Raw genomic sequence first — 15,498 nt, forward strand, 5'->3', positions numbered from 1 at the left:
GTCAGCCGGCTCCCTTTTTTTGCGGCCAAAATCAGGCCCGCGGCACACCGGCATCCAGTGCCGAGTACTTCAGGTTATTGCTCTCGACCATCTGTTTGAGCAGCGCATTGACCTGGCGCGTGAAGGTATCGGTCACCGCTTCTTTTGGCGTGTAGGCCATCATCGGGATAAACCAGATACCCAACCAGGTGTTGATCGCATCGTGGTTGCTGCCTTTGCTCAGCGCCTGGCCCTGTGGGTCCAGGGCCTCCAGGCTCATGGTGTACTGGTCGGTACCCAGCGCCGGGATAATGGTGAAGGTGAAGCCGCTGATAAACGCCAATGCCATCTGACCGCCACCTGGCGGATGGTTGTAGACCTTCAGGCGCAGGCTGTAGTCGCCCGGCTGCTTCTGGAACTCATCCAGGGTCACGCGGCCGAACAGGCCGGAATCGGTGAGGATCTTTTGCAGTTGCGGACGCAGCATGTCCCGCGCCTGGGGGACTTCGGCAGCGGCAGCGTTGGTCGGTTCGCCCTGATAGAAATCAAAGTCGACATAGACGTTCGGCTTGTTGGCGAAGCTCGCCTTCGATGGCAGGGTGACTGGCGCGACTTCGTCCTTGGTGAAGCTGGCGCAGCCACTCACTGCCAACATCATCAGGGCCAACCCCAGCATTTTTCCAATGTGCATTACGACTTCCTTAGTTGATGGAGCGTCTCCATGGCCGGAGGTGCTGGGGGCGGATAATAGAGAGTCAACGGCCCGGGTAAAAGGCCGCCGTAGGAAAAATCCTCACTCGTTATCGGCATTTACCACTGATACGTCGCACTGGCCTGCACCGTGCGTTGCGAGCCGTACCAGCACCACGAGTACGAATAGCAGGACGCAACGTACTCTTTGTCCGCCAGGTTGGTGGCGTTCAGCGCCAGGCGCAGGTTGTCGCCCAGGGTGTTGATGTGCGGGATGTCGTAGTGCACCGACGCATCGAACAAGGTGTAGCCGGGAACCTTCAAGGTGTTGGCCGTATCGCCCCAGGACGAGCCGACATAACGCGCACCCGCGCCGACGCCGAAGCCCTTGAGGTTGCCGTCATGCAAGGTGTAATCGGCCCACACCGAAGCGGTGTGGCGCGGCACAGCGTAGGTGGTGGTGCCCTGGGTCGGCACGGCCGGGCCTACGCCGATGTCGGTGATCGGCGCGTAGCGCACGGTGCTGTTGGATTTGCTGATGCGGTTATCGAGGTAGGCATAGGCCGCCGTGATATCCAGGTTGTCGTTGAGGCTGGCCTTGCCTTCGAGTTCAAAGCCACGGGAGCGCACTTCACCGTCCTGGACCTGGCAGCGACCGTTGCCACACAGGTGGGTGGGATCCGGGTCCATGGTCGGCACGTTGTTCTGGCGCAGGTCAAAGATGGCGGCGGTGATAAAGCTGTTGCTGCCTGGCGGCTGGTACTTGATGCCGATTTCGTACTGCTTGCCTTCGGTGGGCTTGAACACCGAACCGCCGTAGCCGGTACCGGTTTGCGGCGAGAAGGATTCGGAATAGCTGGCGTAAGGCGCCAGGCCGTTATCAAAGAGGTAAACCACGCCCAGGCGGCCGGTGAAGGCTTTGCTGTCCAGGGAGGATTTGGTTTTCTTGCCGTCGGTCAAGCTCAACGAGCTGTTATCCGTGCTGGCCCAGTCATAACGACCGCCCATCAACAGTACCCATTTATCCCACTTCGCCTGCTCCTGCAGGTACACACCGGTCTGCTCGCTACGCTGGGTCGCGTCGCTGGAAAATGCCGGGGTGGTCACCGGCGCACCGTACACCGGGTCGAAAATATCCAGGTCCGGTCCCTTGCCGTAACCGGCCTTGGTATCGACGCTGGTGTTCTGGTAATCAAGCCCCATCAACAGCGTGTGCTGCACCGGGCCGGTGTCGAACTTGCCCTGCAACTGGTTATCCAGGTTGTAGGCGTCCATGTCGACATCGGTGGCGATGGTCGAGCGGTTCAAGGTGCGGTAATCGGCCTGCAGGTTGCTGCTGTAGATACTGCGGTAGATCCCTTCGCTGCGCATATAGCGGGCGTTCTGGCGCACGGTCCAGACGTCGTCGAGGTGATGCTCGAAGGCATAGCCGATGGAGTAATGCTCGCGGTCACTCTTCTCGAAGTTTTTCTCGCCATCGTAGAAATCGACATCGATCTTGCGCCCCAGCGGGCTGTGCAACACCGAGCCCCACGCCGGCATCGAGCCGTAGGAAGCCCCCTTGGGATCCTTCTGAAAATGCCCCAGCAGGGTCAGCGACGTGTCCTCGTTCGGGCGCCAGGTGAAGGCCGAGGACAGCGATTGACGACGGGTCTCGGTATGCTCCACCTGCCCGTCGGCATCGTCGAACAATCCGGCGACGCGGTAGGAATACACCCCTTGCTCATCCAGCGGGCCGCTGAGATCGAAGGTGGTGCGCTTTTTGTCGAAGGTGCCGTACTCCACGCCGACTTCATGGAACGGCGTATCCAACGGGCGCTTGGTGACCATATTGATCACGCCACTGGGGCTGCCCTGGCCGTACAACACCGAGGCTGGGCCGCGCAGGACCTCCACGCGTTCAAGGTCGAAGGCATCCTTTTGCGGCGAGGCATCGCGGCTCGATGCCACGCGCAGGCCGTCGAGGTAAGTCACCGGCGAGAAGCCGCGAATGGTCAACTGGTCCAGGCGCGAGGCGGTGGCGCCACGGGTTTCCGGAACAACCGCGGCGCTGTAGCGCAGGATCTGGTTGAGGCTCTCGGCATTCTGCGCACGCATCTGGTCTTTGGTGACCACCGAGATCGATTGCGGGGTCTCGATCAGCGCGGTGTCGGTCTTGGTGCCCGACAGGCTGCGCGTGGCCACATAACCGGACACCGGGCCGACGGGGCTTTCACTTTGAGCAGCGCCGCTGATGGTGGTGGCCTGCAATTCCACCGAGCCATCCGCCTGGGGAATCGGCTCGATGCGATAGCGCTGGGCAGACAGCGCCTGGGCACGCAAACCGCTGCCCGCCAGCAACTGGGCGAGTGCCGCGTCGCTGCTCAAATGCCCGTTCAAACCGCTGCTGCGCTTGCCACGGGTCAAGACCGGATCAAAGGCCAGGACCAGCCCGGCCTGTTCGGCAAAGCCGTTGAGGGCCTGGCTCAGGTCACCGGCAGGGATCGAGAAATGGCTGCTTTCATCAGCCCATGCGGTGTGAATGGTCAGGGGCACAGCGGCAAAAGCCATCGCCACTGACAGCGCCAGCGGGTGCAACGGACGAGCAAAGCGTGACATGAGAGGTCCTGGAAAAGAGGGTTCTATATTCCATGACGGCCATGTCGGGAAATCGGGTATGAATGAGACCGGTTTTTATTTGAACGGGTGTCTTCAGGCAGATCAGAGGGGCTTGATCACCACCAGCAGGTCGGTGAAATACTCCACCTTGATCGGCAGGTTATCCGCCAGGGTCGCCAGCGCCGCGTCGCTGTCATCGAGCTTGAACACCCCCGACACACGCATCCCGTGCAACGCCTGGGCATCAAACCGCACCACCCCATGGCGATAGCTGGCCAGGGTTTGCAGGACTTCGCTCAACGGCCGGTCATCCACCGTGAGCAAGCCCCGGGTCCAGGCTGCCGGGTCGCCGCTGCCGACCGCTTGCGCTGGCTGGGCGTGCCCCTGCCTGAGAATCGCGCGCTGGCCTGCCGTCAACTTCACAACCTCGCTGTCAGTGCCTTTGGCGGCCACCGTTGACTCGATCACCGTGACCACCGTCGAGCCATCCACCGCACGCTGCACCAGAAAACGCGTGCCCAATGCCGTCGCCGTGCCCTGATCGGTGCGCACCACGAACGGCCGTTGCCCATCCTTGGCCACCTCGACCCACATCTCGCCCTTGAGCAATTCGATCACACGCTGTTGGCCGTCGAACTTCACGTCCAACGCCGAGTTGCTGTTGAGCTGCACCTGGCTGCCATCGGTCAATACCACCTGACTGCGCTCGCCGACGCCGGTGCGTTGGTCGGCCATCCACAGCGGCAGTTGCTCGACGCTCGCCCAGCCGGCCACCAACACCCCCAACAACGCCAGGGCTTGCCCGCCGCGCACGGCGTACCCGGCTTTGCGTGGAATGAAGGCTTGCTTCAACGCCAGGCGTGCAGGTGCCGCAGGCAGTTCATCGAGGCTGCCCCACAACGCCCCCATGCGCTCGAAGGCCACCCGGTGGCGTGGATCGGCCGCACACCAGGCTTCAAATGCCTGGCGGTCGGCGGCGCTGACGTCCTCGTCATTGAGCAACGCCAACCATTGCGCTGCCTCGCTGACAATCTGTTCGGCGGGCATCAGAGCGGGTCCGCGCCATAAAGGGTCTGGTAGCAATGCACCAGCGCGCTGGAGATGTAGTTTTTCACCGTGCTGGACGAGACCTGGAGCTGGGCCGCGATTTCACTGTAGGTCAGCCCATCCAGGCGACTGAGCAGGAACGCCTCGCGGGCCTTGTCCGGCAGGCCGGCGAGCATCAGCGCAATGCGTTCCAGGGCCTGCAACGCCACGTGAATGGTCGCAGGGTCAGGCATGCCGGCGTCTTCGTACTGGATGGCCAGGGCTTGCATATAGGCTTTCTCGATCTTGCGCCGCCGCGCACCGTCAATCAGCAAGCGCCCGGCAGTGGTCGCGAGAAATGCCCGAGGCTCCTGAATGTTGTGGGGCTCGGCCAGCAGCAACACCCGCACGAATGCATCCTGGGCCAGGTCCGCCGCATGCTGCGAACAGCCGAGCTTCTTGCGCAGCCACCCCTGGAGCCAGGAATGGTGGTCGCTGTAGAGCGCGGTGAGTGTCTGCTGGCGGCGGGCTGTATCACAATCGGCCACGGGAAAGTCATGCATGCGCAAAAATTTCTCAAACAAGAAAGATTACCAATCGCGCAAACGATGACAGTAAAACGATGGCAGAGCAAGGGCCCAACGATGGCGCCTGGGTATCGGCGTAGGCACCGGCTTGCCGGCGCCTGCAAGGGTTTAGCGCAAGCTCCAGGAAACGCCGGCGTACACGCCCATGCCGTCACCCGGCGTCGAGCGCGCCATATCGCTGCCATGATCGTCATAACCCGGGGTCACGGTATTGGCGTAGCGCTGGTTGGTCAGGTTGCGCAGGTCGACCCAGGCTTGCCAGTCCTGTTTCGGTGCGTCGTAGCCGAGGGTGGCGCCCAACAAGCCATAGGCCGACGCGTAGTAGGAGTTGGCATAGTCCACCGCCACCCGCGAGGAATACTCGCCATTGAGGCTGCTGAAAAAGCCGCTGGGATGGCTGTAGCGCAACTGCGCCTGGTAATAGTGCTTGGGGATACCGGGCAATGTGTTGTCGCCAAAGCGCGGGTCGTCGCGGTAGTGGAAGTTACTGAAGGTGTAGGCCTGGCGCAGGGCCAGGCGACCGGTATTGCCACCGTCCCACAGCGCGCTGGTGAGGCTCAGTTCCAGGCCTTGGTGAAGGGTCGGGCTGGCGTTGGATTCGGCGACCACCTGCGACAAGTTAGGCGTAGCCGCCTGGGTTTCGACGCTCAGCAGTTCATGGCGCACCAGCGAGTGGTACAACGCCAGGTCCCATTGGCCGAACCACGCTTCGCCGCGCCCGCCCACTTCCAGGGTGGTGGCCGTCTGGTTTTGCAGCTTCACGCCTTCGCGGGTCAAGCCGGCCTCCGGCCTACCCGAGTCTTTGGCAAAGAACTTGTTGGAACCCCAGATCATCGACCAGGCATGCGGCGGCTCCACCGAGCGGCTCAGGTTGCCATACACCTGCAACTGCGGGTTGAAGTCATAGCGCAGGCCCACGCGCGGGGCATAGTCCCAGTCATGAGTGCTCAAGGGGGCATGGGTGTCGGGATAGGTGACTTCGGTTTCGCGACGGGTATAGATCGCCGCCAGGCCGGTGGTCAGCCACAGGTCGGGCAGCAGCTCCAGGTCGTTGCTCACGTGCAGCACGGTATCCGACCCCAGGTAACTGTAGTCACGGGTCTTGGTCCCCGGGGCGAAACCGGCGGTGGCACCGGCAGGCACCCGCACGTACTCCGACACACCGTTATTGGGCAGGCCCTGGGTGGTGCGCAGGCCGACTGTGGTCTTGCTGTCGCGACCCAGCAGCGTGTCCTGGCGGATGTAGTTCAAGGTGCCGCTGATATCGGTATACGCCACCTTGAGCCGGTTGGTGCCTTCGCGCAGGTCCATGGGGTAGTCGTGATACACCAGCCCCGCTTCGACGCGGGAGTTATCGTCCAATTGCAGCGTGGTCTTGTTGGCGATCCAGGTAGAGCCCGGCTGCAAGCGCTTGGAGTCGCGTGCCAGGTTGAGGGCGTTGGCTGCGCGCGGGCTGTGCTCGATCTGCTGGCGCGTGAGTTTGCCGGGGCTGTCGTTGGCGGTTTCGCGGTAACGGAAATAGAAGCGGGTTTCCAGGTCTGGGTTGAACCGGTAGCCGAAGTTGGCCGCCACGCCTTTGCCGCTGCCGGCGCTTTGTTGCTGGAAGCCATCGTAGTCAGTGTCGGTCAGGCTGATGTAATAGTCGGCATCGCCCAGCACTTGCCCGGAACTGATTTCCCGCTGGGCGTACCCATGGCTGCCGGCCTCGTAGCGCACGCGCAACTTGGGCGCATCGTAGCCGGTGTGGGTGACATAGTTGACCGCCCCGCCCAGGGCCAGTGCGCCGCGATCAAACCCGTTGGCGCCGCGCAGCACTTCGACCCGGCTGAGCCACAGCGGGTCTTTGAGCTCATAAGGCGTTCCGCCGGGGCCGGTCAGTGGCAGCCCGTCGATGGTTTCATACAGGCCAGATGCATGGCTGCCGGGGCCACGGTTGATGCCCGAGCCACGAATGGAGATTTTCACCCCTTCGTTATTCGCCGCCTTGGCGTAGATGCCAGCCTGGTACTTGAACACATCTTCATTGCTGCTCACCCGCCCCTGCTCGACGCTGGCCATGTCGACGTAATTGGTAGCGCCGGGCACCTGCTGGAGTTGCGCCTGGGCCGCTTCGCCTTCGCTCAGTTCGGTGCTGGTGACTTGCAGCGGCGACAACTGCAGCGCCTCCTGGGCCTGGGCCAGATGGGTGAATGTCAGGGCAACGCCAAAACCGAGCCAACGAGGAGGGAGAAACAGCAAAGGTTGTGGCAGGCGCATGGGGCCGAATCCTGGGAAAGTTCAAGCGTTGGAAGAACATCGGATACGGCAGGTCACGTCTGTTTTTAAGTCCAAAATAGAATTAATAAATGCAAACTCAGTATTTAAGGAAATAAGCTGCGCGCAGTAATGTGGAGCAACCGAGTCACCACCGTCACCCGAGACTGCGCCATGTCGATATCCGCCAACGTCATTGATTTCACCCTCCACCGCAAACGCCGCCAGGCTCGTGCAGCGGCCCAGTTGATGTGGGCAATGTACGCCGCGCGCGCCGGGTTGTCGGTATTCACGTTGCAGGCCAGTAACGCGCCCAGCGACACACGCCGGGCGTAACGCCGATGAGTTTTCTCCAGGCCCTTCCCGACGTGCTGCCCCCCATCGCTCAACCCAAGGATTGCGCCAGCCGCGACGACGATGCCATCGGCCAGTGCGTCGCGCACAACCTGCATCGCCTGCGCAGTAAACGCTACCTGTCCCTGGATGCCCTGGCCCGAGCCTGTGGCGTCAGCCGGGCGATGCTCGCGCAGATCGAGTCCGGGCGCAGCGTACCGTCGATCAAGGTGCTGTGCAAAATCGCCAAGGGCCTGAAAGTGTCGGTGGCGGCGTTCCTGGAAAACCGCTCGTTCGAAGGGGTTGAATTACTGCCCGCCCACCAAAGCAAACGCCTGGTGAGCGCCGACGGCACATTCGTCAGCCGGGCATTGTTCCCCGACGACATGTCGCGCCAGTCCGAATTCTATGAGGTACGCCTGAGCGCACGCGGTGAAGAGGTGTGCGAAGGCCGCCGGCCTGGGATCCAGGCAAACCTGGTGGTGGCCCAGGGCGTGCTGGAGGTCAGCGTCAACGAGGAACGATACTTGCTGTCCACCGGCGACTCGATCCTGTTCTATGCCGACCAGCCCCACCGCTATCGCAACCCGGCAGACAGCGATGCGCTGGCGTTCCTGGTCATCCTCCACCCCGAACGCCTGGACTGAACGCAAAAAGCCCCGCCTGATTGCTCAGGCGGGGCTTTTTCATGCGCACGAAACGTCGGTTCAGCAGGTGCAGCACATCATCGGCATGCCGTTGCAGCTGATCATCATCGGCATGGCGCAATCGTTCATCATTTTCTTCATCAGCATGCAGCAGTTGTCCATCATCACCATGCTCATACCAGGCATCGGCATCATCTTGCAGGTCATGCCATCGGCTTGCAGGGTGCATTCCATGACGCACTTCATCATCGGCATGGTCATCGCTGGCATGTTGTTGAGCATTGCCATGGTGTCCTGCGACATGCACATCATCGACAGGTTGGCGCACTGCATCATCATCGGCATGCCGCAGTTCATCATCATCGCCATCATTTCGGCGTTGTTCTTGAACATCGCCATGTCCATACCGGCGGCCGGCTTCATGGTGCACACCATGGCATCGCCGGTCATCTCGCACTGCATGGTGGCCATCATCATCGGCATGCCCATCATCGGCATCATGGGCATCGTATTGTTCATTGGCATCTGCATGGCATTCATCATGTTCGAAACTCCGTAATCGACAGGAAAGGTCTAAATTCTGGGGCCGATTCTAGAGATGACGCGCCGCGCTGCAAGACGCTGGCCGAGCAGCAGGAATCGACGCCAGACCGTCCACTTCTGATTAAAAGCAGACTGCAAAAACGCGGCAGCAGACGGGCGTTTGTTATTGCATCCAGCGCCTTTGCTGCGACCAGTAAATGGACGCAATGGATATTCACTAAAATGCTATGCACCTTCGATAAGGAAATAAACGATCTAACCCTGATGAAAATAAGCGTCTGATGCAGGCTGGGGCGCAATACTGCGCTACTGTGCCGGGCCTTATCGTCGATCCGCGACCGCCATTTTTGAGGCCGACTCTTTTTATGCGTCTTATGAATTTCGCCGGCGTATGCCTGCTTTCCTCGGTGCTGCTGGGCTGCCAACAGCACCCACCCGCCAACGATCAACTGGATGCGGTGCTGTGGACCCAGACCTCCATCGAACACGAGATGATCTATCGCCAAGTGTTCGCCGACGCCACCCGCCAGCTCGATGTAGCCCTGGCCACCAAGGACTGGGACGCCCTGCCCTTTGCCCCGCGTAACCTCAGCGGCCTGCCGCCGGCAGTGATCGTCGATATCGATGAAACCCTGCTGGACAACGTGCCCCTCAACGCGCGGGACATCGTCAACAACCAGGTCTACTCCTATGACCGCTGGAACACCTGGGTCGACCAGGCCAAGGCCCAGGCCCTGCCCGGTGCCGTGGCGTTTTTGCAGGCGGTGCAGCAACGGGGAATCAAGGTGTATTACCTGACCAACCGCGAGCACAGCCAAGTCCAGGCCACCGTCGCCAACCTGCGCCTGCGCGGCTTCCCGGTGCAGAGCAACGAATACGTACTGGCGGCCGCCACCCCCACCGGCCATTGCGCATCGGCGGGCTACGGCAAGAACTGCCGCCGCCAGTGGGTCGCCAGCCAGGCGCGGGTGTTGTTGATGGTCGGGGATTCCCTGGGGGATTTCGTCCAGGCCGAACACAACACCCTGGCCGCCCAACGCCGGGCAGTCGAACCTTATGTCGGCTGGTTCGGCCAACGCTGGTTCCTGCTGCCGAACCCAACCTACGGCAACTGGTACAGCGCGCCCTATGGCGACCGTGAAGAGATTCCATTTGAGCAGAAGCGTTTTTTCAAGCGTGAGGCCCTTCAGTTGCAGCAATGAGGATCAGATGGGGCAGCTGAACTGCAATCCTCCAAACCCTGAAGATCGAGGTGGGAGCTGTCGAGCCTTGGCGAGGCTGCGATGGCGGCGGCATTGCTGGGATTGATGTTGGCTGACCCGCCGCTATCGCTGGCAAGCCAGCTCCTACATTGGATCGTCGTACATTGAGTACCGTATGCATCCTGCGGTGGCAGTGAAATGCAATCTTCCAACCCCTGAGGATCAATGTAGGAGCTGTCGAGCCTTGGCGAGGCGGCGATGGCGGCGGCATTGCTGGAGTGGATGTTGGCTGACCCACCGCTATCGCTGGCAAGCCAGCTCCTACATTGGATCGTCGTACATTGAGTACCGTGTGCATCCTGCGGTGGCAGTGAAATGCAATCTTCCAGACCCTGAAGATCGAGGTGGGAGCTGTCGAGCCTTGGCGAGGCTGCGATGGCGGCGGCCTTGCTGAAGTTGATGTTGGCTGACCCGACGCTATCGCTGGCAAGCCAGCTCCTACATTGGATCTTCAGTACATTGAGTACCGTATGCATCCTGCACTGGCAGCTGAAATGCAATCCTCCAATCCCTGAGGATCAATGTAGGAGCTGTCGAGCCTTGGCGAGGCTGCGATGGCGGCGGTATTGCTGGGATTGATGTTGGCTGACCCGACGCTATCGCTGGCAAGCCAGCTCCTACATTGGATCTTCAGTACATTGAGTACCGTATGCATCCTGCGGTGGCAGTGAAATGCAATCGTCCAATCCCTGAGGATCAATGTAGGAGCTGTCGAGCCCCGGCGAGGCTGCGATGGCGGCGGCCTTGCTGAAGTTGATGTTGGCTGACCCGACGCTATCGCTGGCAAGCCAGCTCCTACATTGGATCGTCGTACATTGAGTGCCGTATGCATCCTGCGGTGGCAGTGAAATGCAATCCTCCAATCCCTGAGGATCAATGTAGGAGCTGTCGAGCCTTGGCGAGGCTGCGATGGCGGCGGCATTGCTGGGGTTGATGTTGGCTGACCCGCCGCTATCGCTGGCAAGCCAGCTCCTACAGGGACTTGCGCCCACTCATTAGCGGGTGGCCTGGCGATACTGGCGTGGCGTAAAGCCGGTCAACGCCTTGAACTGGCGGGTGAATGCACTGTGGTCGGTGTAGCCGCATTGCAAGGCCACTTCGGTGATCGGCAACTCGGTATGCAACAGGCGATGGGCATGTTCCAGACGTACTTTCTGGATCATTTGCCGGGGAGTCAGGTGGAACACGCGCTTGCAGTAGCGCTCCAGTTGAGCCACCGACGTGCCGGCGATGCGCGTCAGTTCACCCAAGGTCACGCGCCGGTTGAAATGGGCCCGGATGTGCTCGTCCACCGCCGCCAATCGCTGATAGGCCGGGTGGGTCTCGCTGGCGGATTGCAAGTCGACCGAGATCCCCGCCAGGCCAATGATCGCGCCCTCGCGGTTGTATAACGGCCACTTGTGGGTCAGGCACCAACCGGGTTCGCGGCTGCCGTACAGGTGCAACTCCAGTTGATCCTCCAGCACCAGGCCCTGTTCGAGCACGCGCCGGTCCTGCTCGGTGTAGCCCGGCCCCAACTGCGCGGGGAACACCTCGGCGCTGGTCTTGCCCAGTAGCGGGCGCCGGTCTTTCAAGCCACAACGCTGTACCAGGGTGTGGTTGGCCATGACATAGCGCGCCTGCACATCCTTGATAAACATCGTCGCATTGGGAATCACGTCGAGCATCGGCAACAGCATGGCCACGCCCGCCAGCAGCTGTTCGAGGCTGTGTGGCCGCTGCTCGCCACCTTGGCACAGGGTTGCAAACGCGTTGTGCATCATGCCGCTCACCGCCTCGTTTATCGCCTCGCCGGGCCAGCAGATTGCCCGATGGCCATGGCCCTGTCGAGCGCCGTTGCCCACCTGGCAATTGTGCTGAATTCGTCATTGATGGCCGCGCAAAACATCAATCGCCAGCGGGCTGATGGGTTCACTGTAGCGCCACTGCATGCCTATCCAATAACCCACAAGAAGGCGCCGCTATGTCAGCCCAAGGCAAGTTCAAGAAACAGCTGTCTCTGATTGACCTCACCTTTATCGGACTGGGAGCCATCTTCGGTTCCGGTTGGTTGTTTGCCGCCAGTCACGTGTCGTCCATCGCAGGCCCGGCAGGGATTTTTTCCTGGTTGCTCGGCGGTTTTGCGGTGCTGTTGCTGGGCATTGTGTATTGCGAATTGGGCGCGGCCCTGCCCCGTGCCGGGGGCGTGGTGCGCTACCCGGTGTATTCCCACGGCCCGTTGCTGGGCTACCTGATGGGCTTTATCACACTGATCGCGTTTTCCAGCCTGGTGGCGATTGAAGTGGTCGCCTCAAGGCAATACGCCGCCGCCTGGTTTCCCGAGTTGACCAAGGCCGGCTCCAGCGACCCCACCACCCTCGGCTGGCTGGTGCAGTTCGGCCTGCTCTGCCTGTTTTTCGTGCTCAACTACCGCAGCGTCAAGACCTTCGCCATCGCCAATAACCTGGTCAGCATTTTCAAGTTCATCGTGCCGCTGCTGGTGATCGGCGTGCTGTTCACCTTCTTCAAGCCGGCCAACTTCCACTCCCAGGGGTTCGCCCCGTTCGGCCTGTCGGGGATTGAAATGGCAGTGTCCGCCGGCGGGGTGATTTTTGCCTATCTGGGGCTGACGCCGATCATCTCGGTGGCCAGCGAAGTGAAAAACCCGCAACGCACCATTCCCATTGCCCTGATCCTTTCGGTGCTGCTGTCCACGGCAATTTATGTGCTGCTGCAAGTAGCCTTCCTCGGCGGCGTGCCCACCGAAATGCTCGCCAATGGCTGGGCCGGCATCAGCAAGGAACTGGCTCTGCCCTATCGCGATATCGCCCTGGCCCTGGGGGTGGGCTGGCTGGCCTACCTGGTGGTGGCCGACGCGGTGATCTCCCCCAGCGGCTGCGGCAACATCTACATGAACGCCACGCCACGGGTGATCTATGGCTGGGCGCAGACAGGCACCTTCTTCAAGATTTTCACGCGCATCGATGAGAAATCCGGCATCCCGCGCCCGGCGCTGTGGCTGACCTTTGGCTTGTCGGTGTTCTGGACCCTGCCGTTCCCGTCCTGGGAGGCGCTGATCAATGTGGTGTCCGCCGCCCTGGTGTTGAGCTACGCCGTGGCCCCGGTGTGCGTGGCGGCGCTGCGACGCAATGCGCCGGACATGCCGCGCCCGTTCCGGGTCAAGTGGATGAGTGTGCTGGGCCCGCTGTCATTCATCATCGCCGCGCTGATCGTCTACTGGTCGGGCTGGAGCACCGTGTCCTGGCTGCTGGGCCTGCAAATCGTGATGTTTGTGGTGTACCTGCTGTGCCGTCGCCTGGTGCCGACCCAGCACCTGAACATCGCCCAGCAAGTGCGTTCCAGCGCGTGGCTGATCGGCTTCTACGCCGTAACCATGGTGCTATCAAAACTCGGCAGTTTTGGCGGCCTGGGCGTGCTCAGCCATCCCTTCGACACCCTGGTCGTCGCCGCCTGCGCCCTGGGCATCTACTACTGGGGCGCCGCCACCGGCGTGCCGGCGCACCTGGTGGAACTGGAACACGAAGACGACGAAAGCGAAGCCGTGCTGCCCGCGAGCGGCATGCACCCGGCGAACGCATAACTGGCCAATCACCAAGGAATAGCTGGATGAAACGACTGCATGTGATTGACTCCCACACCGGCGGCGAACCGACGCGCCTGATCATCAATGGCTTCCCGCAGCTGGCCGGCCAGACCATCGCCGAGCAGCTCGACAGCCTGCGCACCACACACGACCAATGGCGCCGCGCCTGCCTGCTGGAGCCCCGTGGCAACGATGTACTGGTTGGCGCGCTGTACTGCGAGCCGGTCTCGCCGGGGGCCACCTGCGGGGTGATTTTCTTCAACAATGCCGGCTACCTCGGCATGTGTGGCCACGGCACCATCGGCCTGGTCGCCTCGTTGCACTACCTGGGCCGCATCGCGCCAGGGGTGCACAGCATCGACACGCCGGTGGGCCAGGTCAGCGCCACCCTGCATGAGGACGGCGCGGTCACCCTGCGCAACGTGCCCGCCTATCGCTATCGCCAGCAGGTGCCCGTGGAGGTGCCGGGGCATGGCCGGATCTACGGCGATATCGCCTGGGGTGGCAACTGGTTTTTCCTGGTGTCCGAGCACGGCCAGGGTGTGCACATGGCCAATGTCGAGGCCCTCACCGACTTCACCTGGGCGATGCTCAAGGCCCTCGAAGCCCAAGGCATCCTTGGCGCAGACGGCGCGTTGATCGACCACATCGAACTGTTCGCCGATGACGAGCAGGCCGACAGCCGCAACTTCGTCATGTGCCCCGGCAAAGCCTACGACCGTTCGCCCTGCGGCACCGGCACCAGCGCCAAGCTGGCGTGCCTGGCCGCCGACGGAAAACTTCAGGCCGGTGAGCCCTGGGTGCAAGCCAGCATCACCGCCAGCCAATTCGAAGGCCGTTTTGAATGGGAGGGCGAACACATCCGCCCCTTCATCACCGGCCGCGCCTATATGACCGCCGACAGCACCTTGCTGATCGACGAACAGGACCCTTTCGCCTGGGGCATTTGAGCACCCGGCAGCTTTTAAACAGACCCTTCCAAGGAGCTAGAACCATGAGCGATAACATCTTCACCGGCTGCATCCCTGCCCTGATGACCCCGTGCACCGCCGAGCGCCAGCCGGACTTCGACGCCCTGGTCGCCAAGGGCCGCGAGCTGATCGATATCGGCATGAGCGCCGTGGTGTACTGCGGCTCCATGGGCGACTGGCCGTTGCTCACCGAAGCCCAGCGCCAGGAAGGCGTGGCGCGCCTGGTCGCGGCGGGCATCCCGACCATCGTCGGCACCGGCGCGGTCAACAGCCGTGAGGCGGTCTCCCATGCGGCCCACGCGGCCAAGGTCGGCGCCCATGGCTTGATGGTCATCCCGCGGGTGCTGTCCCGTGGCGCTTCAGCCAGCGCGCAAAAAGCCCACTTCGCGGCGATCCTCAGCGCCGCGCCGAACCTGCCGTCAGTGATCTACAACAGCCCCTACTACGGCTTTGCCACCCGCGCCGAGCTGTTCTTTGAACTGCGCCGCGAGTACCCGAACCTGATCGGCTTCAAGGAGTTCGGCGGCGGCGCCGACCTGCGCTACGCCGCCGAACACATCACCTCCAAGGACGATGCCGTGACCCTGATGGTCGGTGTCGATACCCAGGTGGTGCACGGTTTCGTCAACTGCAACGCCACCGGCGCGATCACCGGCATCGGCAACGCCCTGCCACGGGAAGTCCTGCAACTGGTGGCCCTGAGCAAGCAGGCCGCCAAGGGCGATGCCAAGGCCCGGCGCCAGGCCCGTGAGCTGGAAGCGGCGCTGGCGGTGCTGTCGTCCTTCGATGAAGGCTGCGACCTGGTGCTCTATTACAAGCACCTGATGGTGCTCAATGGCGACCTGGAATACAGCCTGCACTTCAACCAAAGCGATGTACTGAGCGATGCCCAACGCCGGTATGCCGAGCATCAGTACGCGCTGTTCCGCCAGTGGTACGCCAACTGGTCGGCAGAACAGAACGTCAACTGACTGCTCGTACGCCGCTGTTGCACAGCGGCGTTCCTTCTTATTTCAGGAACAGACC

Annotated in this window: 13 protein-coding genes; 7 read left to right on the top strand and 6 right to left on the bottom strand. The window is 61.9% G+C overall.

Going from position 1 to position 15,498, the window contains the following annotated elements:
- Nucleotides 1-31: 31 nt before the first annotated feature.
- The 5 genes from AC19YY_RS28260 to AC19YY_RS28280 form a co-directional block, all read right to left on the bottom strand.
- Entirely contained in the window at nt 32-670 is a 639-nt protein-coding gene (locus AC19YY_RS28260) for a hypothetical protein (RefSeq protein WP_169956949.1), read from the bottom strand.
- A gap of 119 nt (nt 671-789) precedes the next feature.
- Entirely contained in the window at nt 790-3,267 is a 2,478-nt protein-coding gene (locus AC19YY_RS28265) for a TonB-dependent siderophore receptor (RefSeq protein WP_432755612.1), read from the bottom strand.
- A 102-nt stretch (nt 3,268-3,369) separates the two neighbouring features.
- Nucleotides 3,370-4,314 carry a FecR family protein gene (locus tag AC19YY_RS28270; protein ID WP_500605183.1) on the bottom strand — a complete coding sequence of 315 codons (945 nt, stop codon included), beginning with the start codon at nt 4,312-4,314 and terminating at the stop codon, nt 3,370-3,372.
- Complete coding sequence (locus AC19YY_RS28275; protein WP_169956975.1) at nt 4,314-4,856, bottom strand: sigma-70 family RNA polymerase sigma factor; 543 nt, start codon at nt 4,854-4,856, stop codon at nt 4,314-4,316. The genes AC19YY_RS28270 and AC19YY_RS28275 overlap by 1 nt, the downstream gene beginning before the upstream one ends.
- A 132-nt stretch (nt 4,857-4,988) precedes the next feature.
- Entirely contained in the window at nt 4,989-7,136 is a 2,148-nt protein-coding gene (locus AC19YY_RS28280) for a TonB-dependent receptor family protein (RefSeq protein ID WP_432755610.1), read from the bottom strand.
- Between the two features lie 171 nt (nt 7,137-7,307).
- Between AC19YY_RS28280 and AC19YY_RS28285 the strand changes: the two genes are divergently transcribed.
- The 4 genes from AC19YY_RS28285 (at nt 7,308) to AC19YY_RS28300 (ending at nt 9,858) form a co-directional block, all read left to right on the top strand.
- Nucleotides 7,308-7,469, top strand: a complete 162-nt coding sequence (locus tag AC19YY_RS28285) for a hypothetical protein (protein ID WP_169956945.1) — start codon at nt 7,308-7,310, stop codon at nt 7,467-7,469.
- A 5-nt stretch (nt 7,470-7,474) separates the two neighbouring features.
- Entirely contained in the window at nt 7,475-8,113 is a 639-nt protein-coding gene (locus AC19YY_RS28290; protein WP_170058001.1) for a helix-turn-helix domain-containing protein, read from the top strand.
- Between the two features lie 67 nt (nt 8,114-8,180).
- Nucleotides 8,181-8,672, top strand: coding sequence for a hypothetical protein (locus AC19YY_RS28295; RefSeq protein ID WP_500605191.1), 492 nt, complete (start codon nt 8,181-8,183; stop codon nt 8,670-8,672).
- Nucleotides 8,673-9,021: 349 nt separating this feature from the next.
- A complete protein-coding gene (locus tag AC19YY_RS28300; protein WP_500605184.1) occupies nt 9,022-9,858 on the top strand; it encodes an HAD family acid phosphatase in 837 nt (278 codons plus the stop codon).
- A gap of 1,055 nt (nt 9,859-10,913) precedes the next feature.
- Here the strand turns inward: AC19YY_RS28300 and AC19YY_RS28305 are convergent.
- A complete protein-coding gene (locus tag AC19YY_RS28305) occupies nt 10,914-11,681 on the bottom strand; it encodes an AraC family transcriptional regulator (protein ID WP_169956941.1) in 768 nt (255 codons plus the stop codon).
- 200 nt (nt 11,682-11,881) lie between these two features.
- Between AC19YY_RS28305 and AC19YY_RS28310 the strand changes: the two genes are divergently transcribed.
- From AC19YY_RS28310 to AC19YY_RS28320, 3 genes are read left to right on the top strand one after another with little or no spacing between them, the layout of a single operon-like run.
- On the top strand, nt 11,882-13,498 hold the full coding sequence (locus AC19YY_RS28310) for an APC family permease (RefSeq protein ID WP_170043069.1): 1,617 nt from the start codon (nt 11,882-11,884) through the stop codon (nt 13,496-13,498).
- A 26-nt stretch (nt 13,499-13,524) separates the two neighbouring features.
- Nucleotides 13,525-14,451, top strand: coding sequence for a 4-hydroxyproline epimerase (locus tag AC19YY_RS28315; RefSeq protein ID WP_492634540.1), 927 nt, complete (start codon nt 13,525-13,527; stop codon nt 14,449-14,451).
- Between the two features lie 44 nt (nt 14,452-14,495).
- Nucleotides 14,496-15,443, top strand: a complete 948-nt coding sequence (locus tag AC19YY_RS28320) for a dihydrodipicolinate synthase family protein (protein WP_500605185.1) — start codon at nt 14,496-14,498, stop codon at nt 15,441-15,443.
- Nucleotides 15,444-15,498 lie beyond the last annotated feature (55 nt).

The organism is Pseudomonas sp. MF09156 (assembly GCF_059862305.1).

Bases quoted from the DNA above. Each gene is read 5' to 3' on its own strand.
- AC19YY_RS28260 (WP_169956949.1), bottom strand. From the start codon at position 670: ATGCACATTGGAAAAATGCTGGGGTTGGCCCTGATGATGTTGGCAGTG.
- AC19YY_RS28265 (WP_432755612.1), bottom strand. From the start codon at position 3,267: ATGTCACGCTTTGCTCGTCCGTTGCACCCGCTGGCGCTGTCAGTGGCG.
- AC19YY_RS28270 (WP_500605183.1), bottom strand. From the start codon at position 4,314: ATGCCCGCCGAACAGATTGTCAGCGAGGCAGCGCAATGGTTGGCGTTG.
- AC19YY_RS28275 (WP_169956975.1), bottom strand. From the start codon at position 4,856: ATGCATGACTTTCCCGTGGCCGATTGTGATACAGCCCGCCGCCAGCAG.
- AC19YY_RS28280 (WP_432755610.1), bottom strand. From the start codon at position 7,136: ATGCGCCTGCCACAACCTTTGCTGTTTCTCCCTCCTCGTTGGCTCGGT.
- AC19YY_RS28285 (WP_169956945.1), top strand. From the start codon at position 7,308: ATGTCGATATCCGCCAACGTCATTGATTTCACCCTCCACCGCAAACGC.
- AC19YY_RS28290 (WP_170058001.1), top strand. From the start codon at position 7,475: ATGAGTTTTCTCCAGGCCCTTCCCGACGTGCTGCCCCCCATCGCTCAA.
- AC19YY_RS28300 (WP_500605184.1), top strand. From the start codon at position 9,022: ATGCGTCTTATGAATTTCGCCGGCGTATGCCTGCTTTCCTCGGTGCTG.
- AC19YY_RS28305 (WP_169956941.1), bottom strand. From the start codon at position 11,681: ATGATGCACAACGCGTTTGCAACCCTGTGCCAAGGTGGCGAGCAGCGG.
- AC19YY_RS28310 (WP_170043069.1), top strand. From the start codon at position 11,882: ATGTCAGCCCAAGGCAAGTTCAAGAAACAGCTGTCTCTGATTGACCTC.
- AC19YY_RS28315 (WP_492634540.1), top strand. From the start codon at position 13,525: ATGAAACGACTGCATGTGATTGACTCCCACACCGGCGGCGAACCGACG.
- AC19YY_RS28320 (WP_500605185.1), top strand. From the start codon at position 14,496: ATGAGCGATAACATCTTCACCGGCTGCATCCCTGCCCTGATGACCCCG.